Annotated in this window: 19 protein-coding genes; 9 read left to right on the plus strand and 10 right to left on the minus strand. The window is 63.0% G+C overall.

Features of this window, described 5'->3' with window-relative positions; translation table 11 throughout:
- Positions 1 to 96: 96 nt before the first annotated feature.
- Positions 97 to 1590 carry a PLP-dependent aminotransferase family protein gene (locus CQ017_RS03620; protein WP_096254346.1) on the plus strand — a complete coding sequence of 498 codons (1494 nt, stop codon included), beginning with the start codon at positions 97 to 99 and terminating at the stop codon, positions 1588 to 1590.
- A 75-nt stretch (positions 1591 to 1665) separates the two neighbouring features.
- On the opposite strand, the gene speB is transcribed toward CQ017_RS03620, so the two are convergent.
- Genes speB through CQ017_RS17810 form a run of 5 tightly spaced genes read right to left on the minus strand, consistent with a single transcriptional unit; the run spans position 1666 to position 6926 of the window.
- Positions 1666 to 2616, minus strand: a complete 951-nt coding sequence (gene speB, locus CQ017_RS03625) for an agmatinase (protein ID WP_096254347.1) — start codon at positions 2614 to 2616, stop codon at positions 1666 to 1668.
- A 30-nt stretch (positions 2617 to 2646) separates the two neighbouring features.
- Positions 2647 to 4191: an aldehyde dehydrogenase gene (locus CQ017_RS03630; protein WP_219843905.1), complete on the minus strand. Its 1545-nt coding sequence runs from the start codon at positions 4189 to 4191 to the stop codon at positions 2647 to 2649.
- A gap of 33 nt (positions 4192 to 4224) precedes the next feature.
- Positions 4225 to 5238 carry an alcohol dehydrogenase catalytic domain-containing protein gene (locus CQ017_RS03635; RefSeq protein WP_096254348.1) on the minus strand — a complete coding sequence of 338 codons (1014 nt, stop codon included), beginning with the start codon at positions 5236 to 5238 and terminating at the stop codon, positions 4225 to 4227.
- Positions 5239 to 5251: 13 nt separating this feature from the next.
- Positions 5252 to 6685: a cytosine permease gene (locus CQ017_RS03640; protein ID WP_096254349.1), complete on the minus strand. Its 1434-nt coding sequence runs from the start codon at positions 6683 to 6685 to the stop codon at positions 5252 to 5254.
- Between the two features lie 52 nt (positions 6686 to 6737).
- Positions 6738 to 6926, minus strand: a complete 189-nt coding sequence (locus CQ017_RS17810) for a hypothetical protein (protein ID WP_146112421.1) — start codon at positions 6924 to 6926, stop codon at positions 6738 to 6740.
- Positions 6927 to 7170: 244 nt separating this feature from the next.
- On the opposite strand from CQ017_RS17810, the gene CQ017_RS03645 reads away from it, so the two are divergent.
- Positions 7171 to 8745: a PucR family transcriptional regulator gene (locus tag CQ017_RS03645; RefSeq protein ID WP_096254351.1), complete on the plus strand. Its 1575-nt coding sequence runs from the start codon at positions 7171 to 7173 to the stop codon at positions 8743 to 8745.
- A gap of 197 nt (positions 8746 to 8942) precedes the next feature.
- Here CQ017_RS03645 and CQ017_RS18025 read toward each other — a convergent pair whose 3' ends face one another.
- On the minus strand, positions 8943 to 9425 hold the full coding sequence (locus CQ017_RS18025) for a hypothetical protein (protein WP_170947719.1): 483 nt from the start codon (positions 9423 to 9425) through the stop codon (positions 8943 to 8945).
- Here CQ017_RS18025 and CQ017_RS18030 point away from each other — a divergent pair.
- From CQ017_RS18030 to CQ017_RS03680, 7 genes are all read left to right on the plus strand, one after another.
- Positions 9384 to 9893, plus strand: a complete 510-nt coding sequence (locus CQ017_RS18030; RefSeq protein WP_181150486.1) for a transposase — start codon at positions 9384 to 9386, stop codon at positions 9891 to 9893. The genes CQ017_RS18025 and CQ017_RS18030 overlap by 42 nt on opposite strands.
- Positions 9890 to 10321 carry a hypothetical protein gene (locus CQ017_RS18315; RefSeq protein WP_240520446.1) on the plus strand — a complete coding sequence of 144 codons (432 nt, stop codon included), beginning with the start codon at positions 9890 to 9892 and terminating at the stop codon, positions 10319 to 10321. Before CQ017_RS18030 ends, CQ017_RS18315 begins: the two co-directional genes overlap by 4 nt.
- The gene (locus CQ017_RS03660) at positions 10261 to 11019 is read left to right on the plus strand and encodes an amidohydrolase family protein (protein WP_105552572.1); all 759 of its coding nucleotides are present in this window, start codon (positions 10261 to 10263) and stop codon (positions 11017 to 11019) included. Before CQ017_RS18315 ends, CQ017_RS03660 begins: the two co-directional genes overlap by 61 nt.
- A gap of 187 nt (positions 11020 to 11206) precedes the next feature.
- Positions 11207 to 11830 (plus strand): hypothetical protein, encoded by a 624-nt coding sequence (locus CQ017_RS03665; RefSeq protein WP_096254355.1) that lies wholly within the window; start codon positions 11207 to 11209, stop codon positions 11828 to 11830.
- A gap of 398 nt (positions 11831 to 12228) precedes the next feature.
- Positions 12229 to 12801, plus strand: coding sequence for a copper chaperone PCu(A)C (locus tag CQ017_RS03670; protein ID WP_096254356.1), 573 nt, complete (start codon positions 12229 to 12231; stop codon positions 12799 to 12801).
- Positions 12801 to 14003 carry a Dyp-type peroxidase gene (locus CQ017_RS03675; RefSeq protein ID WP_096254357.1) on the plus strand — a complete coding sequence of 401 codons (1203 nt, stop codon included), beginning with the start codon at positions 12801 to 12803 and terminating at the stop codon, positions 14001 to 14003. Before CQ017_RS03670 ends, CQ017_RS03675 begins: the two co-directional genes overlap by 1 nt.
- A gap of 39 nt (positions 14004 to 14042) precedes the next feature.
- Positions 14043 to 15491, plus strand: coding sequence for a PepSY domain-containing protein (locus CQ017_RS03680; protein ID WP_170947721.1), 1449 nt, complete (start codon positions 14043 to 14045; stop codon positions 15489 to 15491).
- Positions 15492 to 15501: 10 nt separating this feature from the next.
- Here CQ017_RS03680 and CQ017_RS18535 read toward each other — a convergent pair whose 3' ends face one another.
- From CQ017_RS18535 to CQ017_RS03700, 4 genes are all read right to left on the minus strand, one after another.
- Positions 15502 to 16071, minus strand: a complete 570-nt coding sequence (locus tag CQ017_RS18535) for an Lrp/AsnC family transcriptional regulator (RefSeq protein ID WP_219843906.1) — start codon at positions 16069 to 16071, stop codon at positions 15502 to 15504.
- 304 nt (positions 16072 to 16375) lie between these two features.
- Positions 16376 to 17392 (minus strand): FUSC family protein, encoded by a 1017-nt coding sequence (locus tag CQ017_RS03690; protein ID WP_105552573.1) that lies wholly within the window; start codon positions 17390 to 17392, stop codon positions 16376 to 16378.
- 131 nt (positions 17393 to 17523) lie between these two features.
- Positions 17524 to 18438 carry a LysR family transcriptional regulator gene (locus tag CQ017_RS03695; RefSeq protein WP_096254359.1) on the minus strand — a complete coding sequence of 305 codons (915 nt, stop codon included), beginning with the start codon at positions 18436 to 18438 and terminating at the stop codon, positions 17524 to 17526.
- Positions 18439 to 18613: 175 nt separating this feature from the next.
- Positions 18614 to 19453 (minus strand): class II fructose-bisphosphate aldolase, encoded by an 840-nt coding sequence (locus tag CQ017_RS03700; protein WP_105552574.1) that lies wholly within the window; start codon positions 19451 to 19453, stop codon positions 18614 to 18616.
- Positions 19454 to 19455 lie beyond the last annotated feature (2 nt).

Below are 19455 nucleotides of genomic sequence, written 5' to 3' on the forward strand. Positions count from 1 at the left end.
TCACGGCGGGTCGGCCCATAGAATACGAAGGTATACTGGGCTGGCCCGTCGTCGGCCGTGTCCTGCGGTCCGAAGCTGCTGGGGGGAGAAGGATCCATGGTGAAGGGAAGCGGAGGAAAGTTGCTGGGCGACCTGCGGCTGGACCGAGCTGGAGACAGCCCGTTGCATCGACAGATCTACACGCAGATCCGCACCATGATCCTCAGCGGACAGCTTCCCGGCGGCACGAGGCTCCCCTCTACCCGAACCCTGTGCACCGAGCTCAATGTTTCCCGGATTACCTTGGTTAACGCGTTCCAGGCTCTGGCCAGCGAAGGATTCCTGCGTTCCAGAGCTGGCGATGGCACCTACGTGGGCGACGAATGGCACAACGACTTCAGCTTCTCACCGGTGTCTCGACGCCCCGAACTATCGGTGCGCGCAGGGCTGAGCACCTCAACCCGCGGCAGCGAGCTGCACAAGCAGGCGCTGACCTCCTGGAACCCGGAAGACTCCGAAACTTTCGTGGCCAGCCAAGTCGGGACCGACCTGTTCCCCGCCCGCACCTGGAAAACCCTGGTGGCTCGCCACAGCGAACGCCGCTCCATCGACATGCTCGGTTACGGCGAGCCGCTGGGTTACCTGCCCCTGCGCGAAGCGGTGGCCGAATACCTGCGCGATTCTCGGGGCATCACACCGGCGGCCGAACAGATCGTCATCACCACCGGCGCGCAGCAGGCGTTCAATGCGCTCATGCTGCTGATGACCGATCCAGGGGACCACGTCTGGATGGAGGACCCGGGACACATCGCCGCGGCCAAGGCGATGCTGGCAAACGGCTGCACCGTGCACGGCGTCCCTATTGATGAGCAGGGTGCGAACCTGGCCGCAACGGAAGACTTTCCGGCCGGTCGTCTCATGTTCCTGACTCCCGCCCGACAGCACCCCTTAGGTGTGCGCATGTCCCTGGCCCGTCGCATGGAGTGGATCTCCTGGGCCAATGAGCGCAACAGTTGGATCATTGAGGATGACAGTGATAGCGAACTGCGCTATCGCGGGGCGCACTTGCCGCCGCTGTTCGGTCTGGATCGCGGTGCGCACGTGGTGCATGTGGGATCGTTCAGCAAAGTCATGTTCCCTTCTATCAGGGTCGGCTACGCGGTGCTGCCAGAGGACCTGGTCCAGCCCTTCGGCGCCGCGATCTCCGTGACCGGTCGGAGTCCATCCACACTGATCCAGGCGGCCGCGGCCGACTTCCTGCGCGAGGGGCACCTGAACTCGCATATCCGACGCACCCGGAAAATCTACGAAACCCGGCAGGCGGCGTTGTTGGAAGAACTGCACCGGCAGGTGGATCCGTTCATCCATGCCAGCCCGGTGGACGCGGGGATGCATTTGATCGCCAAACTGCCGCCGGGAATCGACGATCAGCTTTTGGCAGCGCAGCTGGCCGACCGCGGGGTCTACACCTATGCACTGGGGGACTACGTGCTGCAGCAGCCGGCTCCGCCGGCCCTGCTCATCGGCTTCGCGGCTACCGAGGCGCGGCATATGCCCGACGCCGTGGGCTACATGGTCCGCGCACTGCATCATATTGGCCATCGCTGGTAGTGCTGCCTCGCAGAGGCAGCCGCCTGCTCACCGGATTATCCGGTGAGCAGGCGGCTGCCAGCATATTACTGCCCGTTACTTGTTCGCGGTCAGCAGCGACATCATTTCGAAGACCAGCGTGGCCGCGGCCAGCGAGGTGATGTCCGCGTGGTCATAGGCCGGAGCGACCTCCACCACATCGGCGCCGACGATGTTCAGGGTTCCCAATCCGCGCAGGGTCTGCAGGATCTCGCGTGAGTGCATGCCTCCCATCTCGGGGGTGCCGGTGCCCGGCGCATAGGCGGGATCGAGCACATCGATGTCGATTGACAGGTACACCGGGGTGTTGCCAATGCGGTCCTTGATGCGCTGCACGACCGCGGGGATGCCCATCGTGTCGATGTCCGAGCAACGGATGATCTGGAACCCGAACTCGTGGTCGCGGATGAAGTCGTCCTTGTCGTACACCGGACCGCGGATGCCCACATGCATGGAGCGCTCCTCGACCAGCAGCCCCTCTTCGAAGGCCCTCCGGAACATTGTGCCGTGGGTGATCTCCTCGCCGAAGTACGTGTCCCAGGTGTCCAGATGTGCATCGAAGTGCAGCAGGGCCACCGGCCCGTGCACCGCCGCGGTCGCGCGGATCATCGGCAGGGCAATGGTGTGGTCGCCGCCGATGGCGATCACGGTCTTGTCCTTGGCAACCAGGCGGGTGGCCTGCTCCTGGATCTGCTGCACGGCCAGCGCGTTGTCATAGGGGGTGCAGGACAAATCCCCGGCATCCACGAACTGCGCGGACTGGACCGCGGTGGTCTGCAGTTCGGGGTGGAATCCCGGGCGCAGCAGGCGCGAGGCCTCGCGGACGTTGGAGGGGCCGAAGCGGGCTCCCGGGCGGAACGAGGTTCCGCCGTCGAAGGGTACGCCGACGATTGCGACGTCGTAGTCCGGCACTGATCCAAGCTGTGGCAGGCGGGCGAAGGTGCCCAGGCCTGCGTAGCGTGGCACCTCGGTGGCGGGCACGGGGCCGACGGGGACGAAATCAACCATGATGGTTCTCCTTGGAATTCTTTGCGCAGCCTATGGAAGGGTGATCCACACGGTTTTGGTTTCGGTGACGTAGTCCAGCTGTTCCGCGCCCAGATCGCGGCCGAAGCCGGATTTCTTGTAGCCGCCGAACGGCATGGCCGCGTCGATGGAGCTCTGCGCGTTGACGTAGACGGAACCGGCCTTCAGATCCTTGGATAACTGGTGCACGCGGTTCAGGGACTGTGAGTAAATGGTGGCGGCCAGGCCGTAATCGCTGTCGTTGGCCAGGGCCAGCGCCTCCTGTTCGGTGGAGAATCGCTGGGCCACCAGAACCGGGCCGAAGATCTCCTCGCGCACCACGACCATTTGGTTGGTGCAGTCTCCGAAGATCACCGGCGCCACGTAGTTGGTGGCGCCGTCGTCGATTGGGCCGCCGCACAATAGCTTGGCGCCTTCCTCCACACCGGCTCTGATCAGGTCGGTCACCGAACGGTACTGGGCCTCGGAGACCAGTGGGCCGATGGTGGCTTCCGGATCCAGGCCCGGGCCCAGTTTCCATGATTTGGCGTTGACAACCAGCTTGTCCATGAACTCGTCGTAGATCGAGCTCTGCACGTACAAGCGCGAACCGGCGTCGCAGATCTGCCCGGCGTTGAAGAAAATGCCAAAGGCGACTTCTTCCACGGCCTTGTCCAGATCGCAGTCCTCGAAGACCAGGACCGCGGACTTGCCGCCCAGTTCCAGGGTCATACGGGTCATGTTCTCCAGGGCCGCATGGCCCACCGACATCCCGGTTTTGGTAGATCCGGTGAAGGTGATCTTGTCGATGCCCCGATGCGCGGCCAGCGCCGCGCCCACGGTGGAGCCCTTACCGGTGAGGATGTTGATGACCCCTGCCGGGATGCCGGCCTCCAGCGCCAATTCGGCGAAGCGCAGGGTGGTCAGCGAGGTGACCTCGGGCGGCTTGACGACTGTGGTGCAGCCGGCCGCCAGGGCCGCGCCCAGCTTCCAGGCCAAGGTCTGCAACGGGAAATTCCACGGCACGATGACGCCGATGACGCCGACCGGTTCCTTGCGGGTATAGGCAACGTAGTTGCCTTCGAGTCCTGCTGGCTCGCCGCTGCGGCCGGAGATCTTCGAGGCCCAGCCTGCGAAGTAGCGGTAGGTATCGATGGTGCCCTGGATGTCCATCTCGGCCTCGGCGAGAGGCTTGCCCACGTCGATGGATTCCAGGATGGCCAGCTCCTGGAAATGCGCTTCGATCAGGTCCGCCAAGCGGTGCAGCATGCGTTCGCGGGCCAACGGGGTCTGCGTAGCCCACCCACCGGATTCGAAGGCGCAGCGGGCCGCCGCGACGGCTTCCTCCAGGTCCTCGACGGTGGCGCTAGCAAGGGTGGAGACCTGCTGGCCGGTGGAGGGCTCGATGACCGCCACGGTGGCGCCGTCGGAGGCCGGCCGCCAGACGTTGTTGATGAACAGCTCGTGCTGGCGACCCAGGAATTCCTGGACGCCGGCGGGTACGTTGTAGGCGGCCAGGTAGGCCTGCGGGTTCTCGAAGGTCTTCATTGCTGCCTCGGTATTGATTGGCGAAGTCATGGTCTGCTCCAAAGGATTCGTGCTCGAAGAGCTCTAGTAGTTGACGACGAGGCGGCCTTCGGCCTGCCCCCGGTCCAGGGCCTGGAAGGCATCGTTGATCTCGGCGAAGGGGAGGGTCTTGATCGTGGACCTGATCTTGCCCTCCTTGGCGAGGGCGAGAACCTGGTCGCGCTCCAGCCGGGTGCCGTCGGCGCTGCCGATGATCGTGATGCCCAGATCGATGATTTCTGCCGCGGCGAAGCTGAACGGCTTATTGGGCAGTGCCACCTGGATGAAACGAGCGGTCGGTGCGGCCAGATCGAACATGCTGCGGAAGACCTGAGGGGAGGGGGCGAAGCTCAGGCAGGCGTCGGCGCCGCCCAGGGCCTGGATAGCCGCCACCGCGTCATCGCCCGGGATGTAGGCGGCGTAGGCGCCCAGTTCCTTGGCGGTTTCGAGCTTGGCGGGATCCAGGTCGATGCCGATCACCTTGGCGCCGTACAGGGCCGCGCACTGAATGGCGTACTGGCCCAGGCCGCCCAGACCGAAGACCACCGCGACGGACCCCGGCTCCAGCTGGGCCTTGCGGACCGCGCTGTAGGCGGTGACGCCTGCGCAGAGCAGCGGTGCGGCATCCGCGGAGGAGAGTTCTTCCGGGATCAGCGAGACCCAGGCGGCCGGGGCGATGACATACTCGGAAAAGCAGCCATCTACATGGACTCCGGTGGCCTTCGAATCGCGGCAGTAGGTTTCCAGGCCGCGGCGGCATTCGCGGCAGCTGCCGCAGGCCTCGTAGACGAACCCGACGCCCACCCGGGCACCGAGGGCAAGGTCTGCGCCTTCGCCCCGGACGGCCACGGTGCCCACGCCTTCGTGGCCCAGGATCGCCGGCTTCTCGCGAGGTAGTTCGTCTTCGCCCTTCCAGAAATGCACGTCGGTGTGGCAGACGCCGCAGCTTTCCATCTTGATCAGCACTTCGCCCTTGCCCGGGGTCGGGATCCGGGTCTGGCGAAGGTCGAGCGGGGCGTTGTCTTCGGTGTAGAAGGCGGCAAGCATGGTATTGGTCATTGCGGTTCAGCTCCTATTTAGTGGTAGTTGAAGTGGTCGAATCGGAGGTGTACGCACCCAGTCCGCGGGGCAGGATGAAGAGTCTTGAAGCGATCCAGTACACGCTGCCGGCCGCGGCGGCGGCCAGCAGCGAAGCGGTGGTGTAGCGGAACCATTCGCTGTGCTCGAAGGAATACGGGTTGAAGGTCACCGTGAAGACGGCGGCTCCGATGGCGAAGGCCGACATCGCTGCGATGTTGAACCCGCCGGTGAAGTAGTAGCGCGAGGCCTTGCCTTCGATGAACAGGTCCTTCAGCGCCACGTGCGTGCGGCGCAGAATGAAGTAGTCCACGATCATGATGCCGGTCAGGGCGCTATACAGCGCCGCGGTCCAGACTAGGAAGACCATGAATCCGTCGTAGAGTCCGGGAAGGACGAACAGGACGACGGCAGGGACCAGACAGAATCCTGCCACCAGCTGTTCCCAGCTGAATCTCCTGAGCAGCGTGTCGAACATCTGCCGTAATCCGACCACTGCGGTGTACAGGATATTGGCCATGCTCGTCACGTTGGCAAAAGCGACGAAGAGCAGGACGATCACGCTGAGCCACAAACCGCCGGACTCGGTCATCCACTGCGTGGGGTCCGCGCTGCCGAACTTGATGGCGCCGACCAGGCCCACCGCTTCGCCAAGCGAGGCCGCTGCGCCGATTCCGATCAGGTTTGGCCAGAACGCCACGCGCTCGTTTTTGGTGATGCGGGACAGGTTGCCCAGATACGGCCACCATGAGAAGCCTGCGGCGATGTTGATTTCCACGGCGATCATGAAGTTCACGGCGTTCGAATCGAACGGCTGACTCAGTGCCGGAAGGGACAGGAGCTCGGCGAGGCTGGAATCCTTCAGGAAGATGTAGATCATCACGCCCATCACCAGGAACAGGGCCGGGGCGACTATGGTGTTGAAGACCTTGATGGAGGTGGGGCCCTTGGCCACGACGAATGCGGTGATGGCAATGGCAACCAGGGTGATCGCGTAGATATGCCAGCCGGTTGGCTCCGGTTCGCGTTGCAGCACCACGGAGACGGCCGAGTCGATGGAACGGCCGAACATGATGCCCAGCACGACCAGCCAGCCGACGGTGAGCAGGATCATGGCAACGATGTAGATCAGCCGGCTGCCGTGGTGTCCGAAGACGCTGCGCATGAACGTGTATTGCTCGGTGCCGTACTTGCCTGCGCTGACCGAGACCGCCAGTCCGACGAGCAGCACTCCTAGAACGTTGCCAAGAACGATTGCCGACAAGCCTTGCTTAACATCGACCACCAGCGCCAGTGACCCACCGATCAGGAAACCCCAGGTGGCAATGGCAAGTGCAGCGTTGGCCCAGGTGTATTCCCAGAAGCCCCAGAGGCGCTTGCTCGGCGGGAGCGGTGCCCTGCCGCGTTCTGCTTCGATGGCGTAATCCATGTGAATTCGCTTTCAGGAGGGTCCGGAATTCTCAGAATTTCCGGGCGAGAGGCTATTGGAGTGCGAGGGTCAAGACGTAGGCAATGGCGAGAAGGAGTCCGACGACGAGGTATTCGCCGCGGGAGAGCTGCCCATTTTGATGCGTTGCTTCATGCGCTGCGAAGTCTTCGCACACGTGACTTCGTTCGGTGAGGAAGGCCTGCTCGTCGGGGGTGGCGTCGTGTGAGCTTGCAGTGTTCATGGCGACCACTTCTGTGTAGATTTTCGAGTTGCTGCTTGAAGGCCCGGTGTGGTGAATCGAGCCGGACGGCGGCTCATCCGTTGAGGGTTTCCTCTGGTGGCCGCGTACTTTGATATTCCATAAATCCGGGTATGACGTGATGTATTCGGTCGTTTCGGACTTGTATCCATCTTCCGGCCAGGATGTGATCCGGGCAACAGGTGAACTGTAATCACTTGGCGGAGCGCGGTGTTACACTCTGTAAATGCCCTTGACGATCCGCCAATTTCTTCAGAACCCGGCGTTCAACAGATCGCGTCCCCACATCCTCGGTGACGGGACACGATTGGACGATGACGTGCGCGGAATCCACATCGCCGAATCCGCGGATCTGGCAGGACTCATCGAGGGCGGGGAGCTGATCCTGTGCTCGGGATTGGGGTTGAGTCAATCCGTTGAACAGGCAGCCGCGTTCCTCGACGAGCTCCATCGCTCCGGGGCCAGCGGAGTGGTCTTCTCCTTCTTGGCCGACGAGGCCCCGGTCAAGGCGGCACTTCGCACGGCGGCTACTTCCATGAGCTTCCCCGTGGTCTTGCTCGATGACCGCGCGCGTTTCATCGAAATCATCGAAGCCTATAATGAGATTTCGCGATCCGCGATGGTGGTTTCCGGCCCCGACGCGGTGGCGGATTTTCTGAGTTCTCCGGTCGCCGAACAGCTTTCGGCTCTTGATCTGCTCCGCACCGCGGCGGACCTGCTTGATAGGCCGCTGATCCTGGAAGACGAGCTGTCGGTAGTCCTGTTCCAGCGCGGTTTAGGCATGGAGCAGATGTCCCTTTATGCGCAGTCTCGCCAGCGAGCATGGGGGTTGGAGCAAGGCCGTTTTGAGCTGGCCGGCGAGCAGTGGGTGCACAATCCAGTATTCGTCGATGGCCGGAGGGTCGGACGCATCGTCTGCCCGTTGTGGCGCGAGTCGGCAGGATTCGCGGTCATCCTGGATCGGCTTTCCCGAATTCTCGGGCAAAAGCTGAGCGGAGACCTTGACCGGCTGCACCTGCTGCGCCAGGAATTCTTGGCTGATGCCATTGCGGATCTGCGGACCAATCAAACCGTAACGGAACAAGGCGCATGGCTGCGCCTGCGCCTTTTCGGGGTCACAGATGTGCTGGAGCTGATTCCCGCGGTGTTGTGCATTGCTTCGGGCGCAGACGAAGAAAATGATCTCAGTTCGCTGATTCGCAGATTGCGGATCGCCTTCGAGGATTTCCCGGTCCCGGTGATTGTGCGCAATGGACTAGGCGACGAATCGGAAGCCGTTGGAATGATGTTCTGCTTGGCTTCTCATGAACACCCCGAGGTGCTGCTGCAAAGAGCTTACCGGCTCGTTGAATCAGAAATTGGCCATCGGCAATGGAGTATGGGAATTGCCGGAAGCTTCGAATCATTGAAGCGGGCCGCGACGGACGGACTGCTCGAAGCCTATCGAGTGGCGCGCGGGGCATTGAGCATGGTGGTGCGCAAGCCCAAGTACTACCTGGCGCACGATCTGGGGTTCCGCTGGATACTTCAGACGCTCGTGAGCACCCCCGAGGGCGCAGCTTTCGTTCGGGATCAGCTTGGTCCTTTGAAAGAGGAGCCGGAGCTGCTGGCGATTCTGGAGGCATATCTGGGCGCCACGGGAAATATCGCGGAACTGTCGAGGTCGGTGCACCTTAGCCGCCCCAGCGTCTACGCGCGGCTTCGGCGGTTGCACGAGGAGTTCGGCATCGACGTGGAGAATGCGGACACGCGCACTTCCTTGCATATGGCTTTGGCGTTGTATCGGCTGGAGGGCCTGTAATCCATGCGCGCATTGAATTCTCAGTCCCTCGAAGCCCCGGCGTTCCTGCCGCATTTGCCGAAAGGGAATCGAGCCTGACCAGGCTGGCACCGGGACCCGGGGCCTGCCTGCATGACCTGTTGTTTCGCGCTCGCACGGAGAACAGGCGGGCGAGATCGATGCGGTCTCGCAGTTCTCCCGGACCGTCGGTTTCCCGACTAGCCCGCGCCCCCGGCCAATGCGCGGCGGAAGATCTTCGCGACTACTTCCCGGTCGGGTATCTGATCGGACAGGACCAACTGCAGCTGCAGGCCGCACAATGCCACGCCCAGCATCTTGCCGGTGATCTCATCGGAGCGGTGGCACAGGACCCGGGTCAATCCGAGGTCCCAATCCGCGGCGGCCTTGCGCAGTGCCAGCCTGGTGTAGGCCAGGGCATAGAGGTGCGACTCGAAGACGGCGGCGGTGCTGTTCTCGCCCAAAAGGTCCATGACATATCCGGTGAGCGCTTCTGCCATATCCGCGTCGTCCGGCAATCGGCCTGCCCACTGCTGGAGCTCTTCCACGCCACGCTGCGCGGCCCGACCGCCACGGCCAGCCGGGAAGGATCGTTCTACGGACGGTACCGGCTCTGCGCGATCGATGGGACGATCCTGACCTTGGCGGACATCGAGCAGAACCGGTACAAATACTCGAAGCATGCCGGTCACCACGGCGGGACCGGGTACCCGCAAGCCCGCCTGCTGGCGTTGATCGCCTGCGGCACGCGCAGCATCATGGATGTCGTGTTCGGGCCGACGACCATCGGGGAAACCACCTACACCCCGCAGCTGCTGCGCTCCATGGATGAAGGGATGCTGATCATGGCCGACCGGAACTTCGCCTCCGCCGGGCTGCTGCACCAGCTCCGGAAGACCGGCACGCAGTTCCTGGTGCGGGTCAAGCTCGGACGGCAGCTGCCGGTGCGCCAGATACTGCCGGACGGATTCTATCTTTCAGTGCTGGCCGGACAACCGGTGCGGGGGCTCACCGCGAACATCACCGTGCATGCCGAGACAACCAGACGCACCGAAACCTACCGATTGGTGACCAGCATGTGCACCTGGACTCGACCCGCGTCGGCTTGCCCTTCCGCGAGCACACCAGCCGTCCCGGGGTCCGGGGCATGATGGGCAACGACCGGGAGAACTGGCGCGACGTGGAAATTGGATTGCCCGAGCGCGTGGCCGGAACCCTGGAACGGATGATCGCCCGCGGCACCACCAGTTGGCGTACCTTTGCCCAGGTGGACGTGGGCTGCATGCTCGTGAAATATGAAGCCGTGGTAGCCATCAAGGAGAAATTCGCCAACGAGGCCGACGTGCAGATCATGGTCTTCCCTGTGCCCGGCATCCTTCGGGAGCCGGGCACAGGGAAATACTTGGAAGACGCGCTCAAGGCAGGTGCCGACTTCATGGTCGGCATCGATCCCTGCGAGCTGGACCGCGACCCGGTCCGCCATTTGGATGTGGTGTTCGGCTTGGCCGCCTCGTGCAGGTGGACATCGGCATCCACCTGCACGAGGCGGGCACGCAGGGAGTCTTTTCCGCGGAACTGATTGCCGAGCGCACCCGGGCGCTGGGCATGGAAGGCAGGGTCAACCTGTCCCACGCCTATGGACTGGGCGCAGTCGGCGAAGCCACCAGTCGGAAGCTGAGCGACACCTTCGCCGAGCTGGACTTCTCGCTGACCTCGGTCGCACCGAGCACCTCCACCCTCCTGCCGCTGCTGGGCCTGGCCGAACCCGTGGTGCGCTTCGGGCTGGGAAAGGACGGGCAATGGGACTATTGGAGCCCTTATGTCAATTGCGAGATGCTGGACCGGACCTGGCAGCTGGCCTTCGTGTACGGCATGCCCAAAGACGAGCAGATCGAACATGCGCTCGCCGTGGCCGCCATGGGCGGCGCGTCGATCATGAAGCGCGAGATGCCGCGGCTGGCGTCCGTGGCCGACCGACCGGGCATAGCCGTGGGAGACCGTGCGGACCTAGTGCTGATGGATGGCCAGACGGTTGCCTCGGCCGTCATGGAGCGCGGCGCCGACCGCACCGTCATCCGTGACGGGCGAGTGGTGCCACGGGTTGAGGGTACTGTCGGTCAGCGAGCCATTCTGAGTTGGTGGATTCAAGGGATCGTGTGCAGCACGCCAAGTCCCAGACAGGCACAACGGACAGGCCCGCGACATTCGGAGCTGCACGGAACGCTTCACCCCGGCAATACCGCCGGTACCCCCGGTAGGCTATGCCCGAAATTTTGAAGACCGGCACCGCCTTGGCACCGGGATGACCGCCGCGCGAGCACGGTATCGATCCTTCAACGTGCCAGGGTTGGCTTGCGGGGTCCGCCCTCGTCTGCGGAAATGACTGCACCCCGGAGCAAGAGGGCCGTATTCTAGAGTTTTACAGGATGTCGAAATACGGTGCCCGGTCTGTAATACTGGTGGTGTGCAAAAATCCTCCCGTTCAACACGTGCTCTCAGAGGCACCGCCGCCGCGTTCTTCGCGACGTCCGTTTCTCTGGTTTCCCACGTACTTGCGGGCGGAGCCATACCGGACATCCTGAACATCGCGCTACCGCTGTCCCTGTCGCTCATGGTCTGCATCTTGCTCAGCGGCAAACGGTTCACGTTCTGGCGGTTGTCCATCATGGTGGGGTTCAGCCAGATGCTCTTCCACCTCCTGTTCTCCATGGGAGCAGGTCATTCCGCTCTTTCAACCGCGGGGCAAGGCATCCACGCACATCATGGAATATCCCTGGCGGTCGATGTGACCGGCTCGGCCAGTACCACCATGGCAAGCCACGGCGATGGCAGCATGCTGCTGGCGCACTTCCTTGCGGGGTTCGCTACCGTTCTGGTGCTTCACCGCAGCGAGCAGGTACTCATCGCGGCTTCGGAGATCATCGGCCTGTTCACCTGGAAACTCTTCTGGCGCCTGGTCAACTTCGCTTATCAGCCAGTGCGCCCGCAGACAGCGCCTGTGGAACCGCGCGAAATCCCTGCCTGCACGGTGGCCGTGTATGCCACGTCTGTCGTTCGCAGGGGCCCGCCCGTACTGGCAACGGTGTAAGACAACCTTGCAGTCCTTCTGGGCTGCGACTTTTCCGCTCCTGTTTGCAAAGGACCCGGAATCGGGCTCTGCCATGTCCCATCCCAGGACAAGCTACTGCGCTCGTGCACAATGATTTTTCCTGAAAGCATGCTGGCGAACGAATCTCACTGAGTTCGTTCTATCAGCGTTGCCTTTCCAGTCTCCAGTGCGTCCTCCGTCCTGAACCCCGGAGGCCAACCAGTCCTGCCTCGCACCGCACCTTCGCAAGCCCTATTCGACCAGGGCTTTTTTCTCCCCTGCTGTGCCCAGCACAATGTTCCCTGACCGCCGATAGCAACATCGGTGTTTTCAGGCTCCACAGCAGCACTGATTCGGAGCACCCTATTTGTGCTTCCCTCATTTTCCTAGGATGAACCGTGAAAACTTCTTTTGCCCTGCGCACCACTGCCCTATCCGCTGCCGCGTTGATCGCCTTGGCGGGTTGCGCCGCCACCCCTGCTGCTAACAGCAACCCGGCTCCAGCTGGCGCTTCTGTCACCATGAAAGATCCATGGGTGAAGGCTATCGACGAGGGGATGTCGGCGGGATTCGGCACAATTGAAAACACCGGAGACCAGGACATCACCGTCACCTCGGTCACGAGCCCGGCCTCCAGCGATCTGGAACTGCACGAAACGGTAGCCAACGAATCCGGGGCCATGGTGATGCGCGAAAAAACTGGCGGATTCACCATCCCCGCCCACGGCGAACTGCATCTTGAACCAGGGGGAAGCCACATCATGCTCATGGACCTCGCCGAACCGCTCAAGCCCGGCAGCGTCGTGAACATGAGCCTGGAATTCTCCGATGACACCAGCTTCGAGATCACCGCCCCGGTGAAGGACTTCGCCGGCGCGAATGAAAATTATGAGGGCTCCGAGCACGAGGGCATGGGTCATGACGAGTTGGACAAGGGCGACTCCGCATCCGAAAGCGCCCACGATCACTAATGCCACACGAAGACACACCCGCCAAATCAGGCCCTAGCAGGCGAGGAATTCTGTTCGGCGGCGCCGCAGCCGGACTGGGAGCGATCGCCGCTCTGGGGATCGACTCCCTGGCCGGCGCTGCTGCGCCAGCCGGCGCTTCGGAGCCGTTGCACGGCCAAACCGTGATTCCGTTCTACGGCGAACACCAGGCAGGAATCGCCACCGAGCCCCAAGCCCACGCCAACTACATCGCGTTGGATTTGCGCGATGACCTTGACCACGAGTCCCTGCAACGCCTGCTCCGGTTGCTCAGCGATGACGCGGCAAGGCTCACCCAAGGCCAAGCGGCCTTGGCAGACACCGAACCGGAACTGGGCACGGTTCCAGCACGGCTCACCGTGACCTTCGGATTCGGTCCGAAACTCATGGAACTCGCGGGGTCCTCGGCCAGCGAAGGCCAACCGTTGCCGGGGTTCAAGATCGACCGGCTCGAAGAACGCTGGAACGATGGGGATCTGCTGCTGCATATCGCTTCGGACGATCCATTGTCCGTTGCGCATGCCCAACGGATGATGCTCAAGGATGCCCGCCGGTTTGCCTCGGTGAAATGGGTGCAGTCCGGGTTCCGCCGATCACGGGGATCCGAGGCCAGCGGCACCACGATGCGGAATCTGTTCGGACAAGTCGACGGGACCGTGAATCCCATCCCCGGTTCGGAGGATTTCAACTCTGTGGTGTGGAACGCGGATGGGAGCACCACCATGGTCCTTCGGCGCATCCGAATGGATGTTGATACCTGGGATGAGCTTGACCGCTCCGGCCGGGAATTCAGTGTTGGGCGGACCCTGGGCAACGGAGCTCCGACCACGGGAACCCAAGAACACGATGAGCCTGACTTCGAAGCGACCAACGCCTTGGGGTTCACGGTCATCGCCGCGCAGGCGCACATCCGCAGAGCCCGGTCCGATAACACGAACGAGCGGATCTTCCGGCGTGGATACAACTACGACGAGCCGCCCAACGGGAATGACATCTCCAATTCGGGGCTGATCTTCGTGTCCTACCAAAAGAGCGTGGCCAAGCAATACACCCCGATGCAGCAACGCCTATCGGACCTTGACGCGCTGAACCAGTGGACGACTCCCATCGGCTCGGCCGTCTTCCTGATCCCCCCGGGCTGCGCCGAAGGAGGATTCATCGGTGAAACCCTTTTCGCAGCCTAGCCACCTGTACTCTTCCTACTTTTCCCTCAAGGACCGTTCATGACTTTTCTGGAAACCACGACCCCGGAATCCCAGCCACCGCCCGTGCCTTCGGGGCCCACCCGAAAGGGATGGCTCGGCCAGCTGCTGCTACGGCTGCACTTCTATGCGGGAATCTTCATCGGCCCGTTTATCCTTGTGGCCGCGGTGAGCGGCGCCTTGTATGCAATTACTCCGCAAATCGAACAGGCTGTCTATGCCGATCAGCTGCGCGCGCCGATAGCTGATTCCTATTTGCCGCTGGCCGATCAAGTTGAGGCGGCCAACACCTACCTGGGCAGTGATGATGCGCTGGTTGCGGTTCGCCCGGCACCGCACCCCGGTGATACCACCAGGGTGATGTATGCGGACGAGAACCTGGGAGCCAGCGAAACCAGGGCCATTTTCATCGACCCGGCCACCGCTGAAATCCGCGGAGACTTGACCGCCTACGGGACCAGCGGTGCGCTGCCCCTGCGGACCTGGATTGACCAGTTGCACCGCAACCTGCAGCTCGGTGAGCCGGGGCGCATGTATAGCGAACTGGCAGCCTCCTGGCTGGGAGTTATCGCCCTGGCAGGATTTGGCCTGTGGATTCTGCGCATCAGGAAAACCAAGCGAAAAAAAGACCTCATCCGCCCCGCTGTCAAGGCAAAAGGCTACCGGCGCCTGGCCAGCTGGCATGGATCGCTAGGGATCTGGGTCTTGCTCGGCGCATTCTTCCTCTCCGCCACCGGCATCACCTGGTCGACCTACGGTGGCGCGAATGTCAGTGAGCTGCGCGCCGCGCTGAACTGGGGAACCCCCTCGGTGGGCACGGAGCTGTCTGCCGCGGAGGGCAGTGCAGGTGATGAGCACGCCCATCACCACGGGGCCGCGCCCGCGCCAACCGGCGACTCGGTGAACCCGGCGGCATTCGATACCATGCTCTCGATCGCCAAGGAAGTCAACGTCAATACGGGACTGGTTGAGATCAAGCCGCCAGCCGCGAAAGGAAAGGCGTGGGTGGTCCAAGAGATCCAGCGGTCCTACCCGACCGAAGTCGACGCGGTCTCTATCAATGGGCAAACACTGGACGTCGTGGACCGTGTTGATTTCAGGGAGTTCAGCCTCGCCGCGAAACTCTCGCGATGGGGAATCGATATCCACATGGGCTCCATGTTCGGACTTCCCAACCAGATCCTGTTGTTCCTGGTCGCCTCGGCCATCGCCTCCATGGTGGTGCTGGGCTATGCGATGTGGTGGAAGCGCCGCCCCACGAAGAATCCCGCACTACGCATGGGCAAAGCTCCTGCACGTGGCGGCTTAACCCGCGCCCCATGGTGGGGCATCCCGTTGGTCTTGCTGGCTGCAGCTGCCGTCGGCGTCTTCCTGCCTCTTATGGGGATCAGCCTGGCCCTGTTCCTGCTCGCGGACCTGGTCGTTGGCTGGATTCATCGAGCCAAGAGCAAACGGCCGGCCACCAAGTAGCCAGCTGGCCTCAGTGGTGTTTGAACAGTGCCCTGCGTGCGATGCGCGGAGGGCACTTTTCTTCCCTGAAAGATCGATCTCGGTGCCTCGTAAAAGGCGCGCTCAGAGATGCAATTTGTGAAGCCGTATCAAGAAGCAGGATTCGTGCCAGCGGCCAATCCGGAAGGGTCGTTGAAGGGCCGGCCGTAATTCGGCAGGGCAAGCTCCTCATGGGCTTCGATTGGAGTGGCGTCATTGATCTTGTCACCGGGCCAGGCCTGCCAGGACCAGTGGAGATGTCCTGAGGAAGAGATAACAGCTCGCAGTGCGCGACCAGGGGCAGGGCGAGCAGCTCGTCAATGATCAGGTGCTGCAGCTCGCCGCTGTTGGCCACCGCGACATGGACCAGGTAGTCCTGGCTGCCGCTGACGTTGTACAGCGCGAGAGTTTCGGGCAAGGCCGGTGCCGTCTGCGCGAAGTCGTTGGCGGTGTCGCGGGCATGAGGACGGATCTGGATGCCCAAGAATGCCTGCTCGCCCTCGCCTTGCAGACTCGGCAGCGCATGGGCGCAAGCGGCCTCGACGGAGCCATTGCGGCGCATCCACCTGATCCGCTCCAAGCAGGTGTTGGGGCTACTTCGACCTTGGCGGCGATTTCCTTGTTCGGCATGGACTCATCCACCTGCAGTAATTCCGGTACCGCCCATTCAACCGAATCCAATTCAGGAGATTGGACCGAATTGCCCTTTGACCCAACCATGGACAAATCCTGACGAATCTGGCGCCTGGTCTGAGTCTGGAAACATGCTGGCGGACCGGAGGGCTGGCAGGGGAATCGAATCATGGGCGGCTTTCGCCCTGGCGCTTTTGGCGGCATTGGCGGTGCCCGGCGCGGAGCTGGAAGCCTCAGCGCTGTTTCGGGTCGAAAAAAAGCGCACCTAGAATTCCGGCCGACACGCCCAAGAGGTTCGCCAACGCCCGTTCAAGCATCACGCTGGCATCCACACTCGGGTCAGCCAACTCCAGCATGAGCATGATCTGCGGGGTGAAGAAGCTGAGTGCCAGTCCGTAATTCCGGGTCATGTAGCCTTCGGTGGGGAACATCAAGAAGATGACGGCCAGCCCGAGCCAAACCTCGGGAAGCTGAAGAGAATAGATGCCCAGCAGCACGAGCAGGCCGGCGACGGTGCCGGCGACGCGATGCGCCCCTCGGCTCAGTCTGCCGCGCGCGTTGCCTGCCGCCAGCGGCACGACGGCACTGGCCATGACCCACGCCAGATGATCCACGCCCAGCAGCATCGCGATGGATCCTGCCAGCAGGACGACGCAGCCATAGCAGCCCGCTCGGCGCAAGATCTCTTGCCAGGGCAGTCCGCGTCCGGTGTTCCGCCTTTCGGATCCCACGAACCGGGTCGTCTGGCCAAGCACGATGCTGAACATCGCGGTCAAAACGAACGCCGCGAGACCCGATGTTGCAAGCTGTTCTCCGACGGGCAGGCTTCCCAAGGCGCCGAACGCGAACAGGGGGAAGAAGGACCCTCCGGGTTTCAGGCCGAACCGATCCGAACACAGCGAGCTGCATAATGCCACCATGATTCCGGCGGCCAGGAAGGGCCACGGGGCCAGATGCCACGGGGCGATGAAAATTGCCGATATGCCCGCGGCAAGCATCATCGCCGCCGCGAGTGCCTGGTCCTTGAGTCGTTGCAGGCGATTCGGATTTCTTCCGTACATTCCAACGACCGAGCCGAAGACCGCATAGACCATCAGCTCGCCGTGGCCCAGGATCAGCAGGACGATTCCGGGAATGGCGAGGCCGAACCCCACCCGCAAGGCCGGCCGCAGCTCGGGTCGATGCGCCGCGCGCAGCAGCTGCCAGTTTGGTGTGCCCCACGCGGACGTCGTGCGAAGCCTGACGTCCATGCCCGTTGAACCTACTTTCCCTAGTCCGTTGAGCTTCGCGACGGCGCAAAATCACCCGGTGGTTCAAGTGTCCGTGAGCAGGCTTGATCATGTCCAAGAATTACTTCCAATGGATCAATAGATCGACCTTATTATGCTAGGTCAGTAGCGTAATCGGCGTTCGGGAAGATCTTGGTCACAGTTTGTAAGAAAGCTCGTGGCACCGGCGGCAGCGATTGCGCGCAGTGCATCACGAGCACCATCTGGGCTGTGACGTGCGGAGCGACCAAGGCCGTCTGCTCAAGTCCGGGCAGCAGCCCGAAGGGATCCAGCCATTGCTTGGGGACGATACTGGCCCATTGGCCGGTAGCCACGTAGGCAATGAGCGAAGCCACGGAATCGCACTCTATGCGTGGCTCGGCGCGCATTCCGCTAGCGGCAAGCGCGGCATCGAGTACTTGCCGGCCCCGCAAGCTGCCGTCCAAAAGGCATAGCGGAAGTTCCAGCGCTGCGCTCCAGCCTGCAAGGGTGCGATCTTCGGGCAACATCCCGACCGCGCTGAGCAGCACATGCTCTTCGGCGTACAGGGGGACTACCCGCAACCCCACGAGGTCCTCGGGCACGGCATAGATGAGCCCGGCGTCCAGTTCGTAGTTCTTGATGCGGCGCACGATGTCAGCCGAGCGAAGGCTCGATTCCAGGACGATGCCCACCTGGTCGTAGACGCGCGCGAATGGGTCCGTCAGCTGGACCACGGTGGTCGCCGCGGCCGGAACAACGCCCAAGCGCAGAGATCCCTTGATCCCTGATCGCAAAGCATGAGCCTCTTGGCGCAGGGAGTCCCTGTCGCTGAGCATGCGCCGCGCCCAACGCAGAACCGACTCGCCTTCCAAAGTTAGCCCTTGGAAAGAATGCCCGCGGCGGACCAGCGGCACGCCCAGTTCGTCTTCGAGCTTGCGAATGGATTCCGAGAGCGCCGGTTGGGAGATGCGGCAGAACTGCGCGGCCCTCGCGAAGTGCTGTTCGCGGGCCAGAGCCACAAAGTATTCCAACTGCTTCAACATCATGGATCCATTGCATCATGGATGCGGATGCAAGGCCGGACGCTGTTCAGGCCGGAGTGCGGATCGGCTGGACTGCGCGCAGGTTCGGCTGCGCGCGCACCGGCTAGCAGTGGCAAAGCCGGAGCGCCGCAGTGCGGGAACCGCGAAGTCCCCGCGCCACGGCCCTGAAGGCGGCAGGCTAGCTGGACACCAGCGCGGCGAACGTTGACGCGGCGACCTCGGTGACCGCGCGCTCCCAGTCACCGAGCAGGCCCAGGATATTCTGCCCGTCGGACCGGCGCGGCTCGAGCTGATCCGCCAGCATGGTGAGCGTCGAGCTGCGCAGCTCTGTATTCAGATTGACCTTGCCCACCCCATAGGCGATGGATCGCGACAGATCCGGCGCAGCGATTCCCGACGCACCGTGCAGGACCAGCGGAATCGTGGATTCGGCATGGATGGCCTTCAGCACATCCCAGTGGATCTTCGGCTCGCCCTTGTAGCGGCCGTGCACGTTGCCGATGGCCACCGCCAGCAGGTCGGCGCCGCTGGCATCAAGGAATTCGGCCACCTGTTCCGGATCGGTCAGCTGCGAGGCGCTCTGCTCAAAGGCCTTGTCCTCGTTGCCGGGCAGCGCGCCGAGCTCTGCTTCCAGCACGATGCCCGGGCCGATCAGCGAGCGCACCTGCTGCACGAAGGAGATATTCTCCTCCAACGTGCCGGCCGAACCATCGGCGAGCACCGCGGTGGCGCCGGCCTGCACCGCGCGGGCAATCAGCTGCGCGTCGCTGGCGTGATCCAGCTGCACCGCCACCGGCACCGCGGCCTGCTCGCCCAGGGTGCGCAGCGCGCAGATCAGCCGCAGCCCGGAGGCGCTGGACGCGGTCTTCGGCGCGACATTCAGGATGGCCGCGCGGTTCTGCGCTTCGGCTTCGGCCACCACCGCCAGTGCGGTGGTGAAGTCATAGCAGGTGAAGGCCGGGACGGCGTGGCCTGCGGCCATGGCCTCGGCGACCAGCTGGTTCATGGGGATGAGCATGG

The sequence above is a fragment of the Arthrobacter sp. MYb224 genome, assembly GCF_002975455.1.
In the GTDB taxonomy this organism is placed as follows: domain Bacteria; phylum Actinomycetota; class Actinomycetes; order Actinomycetales; family Micrococcaceae; genus Glutamicibacter.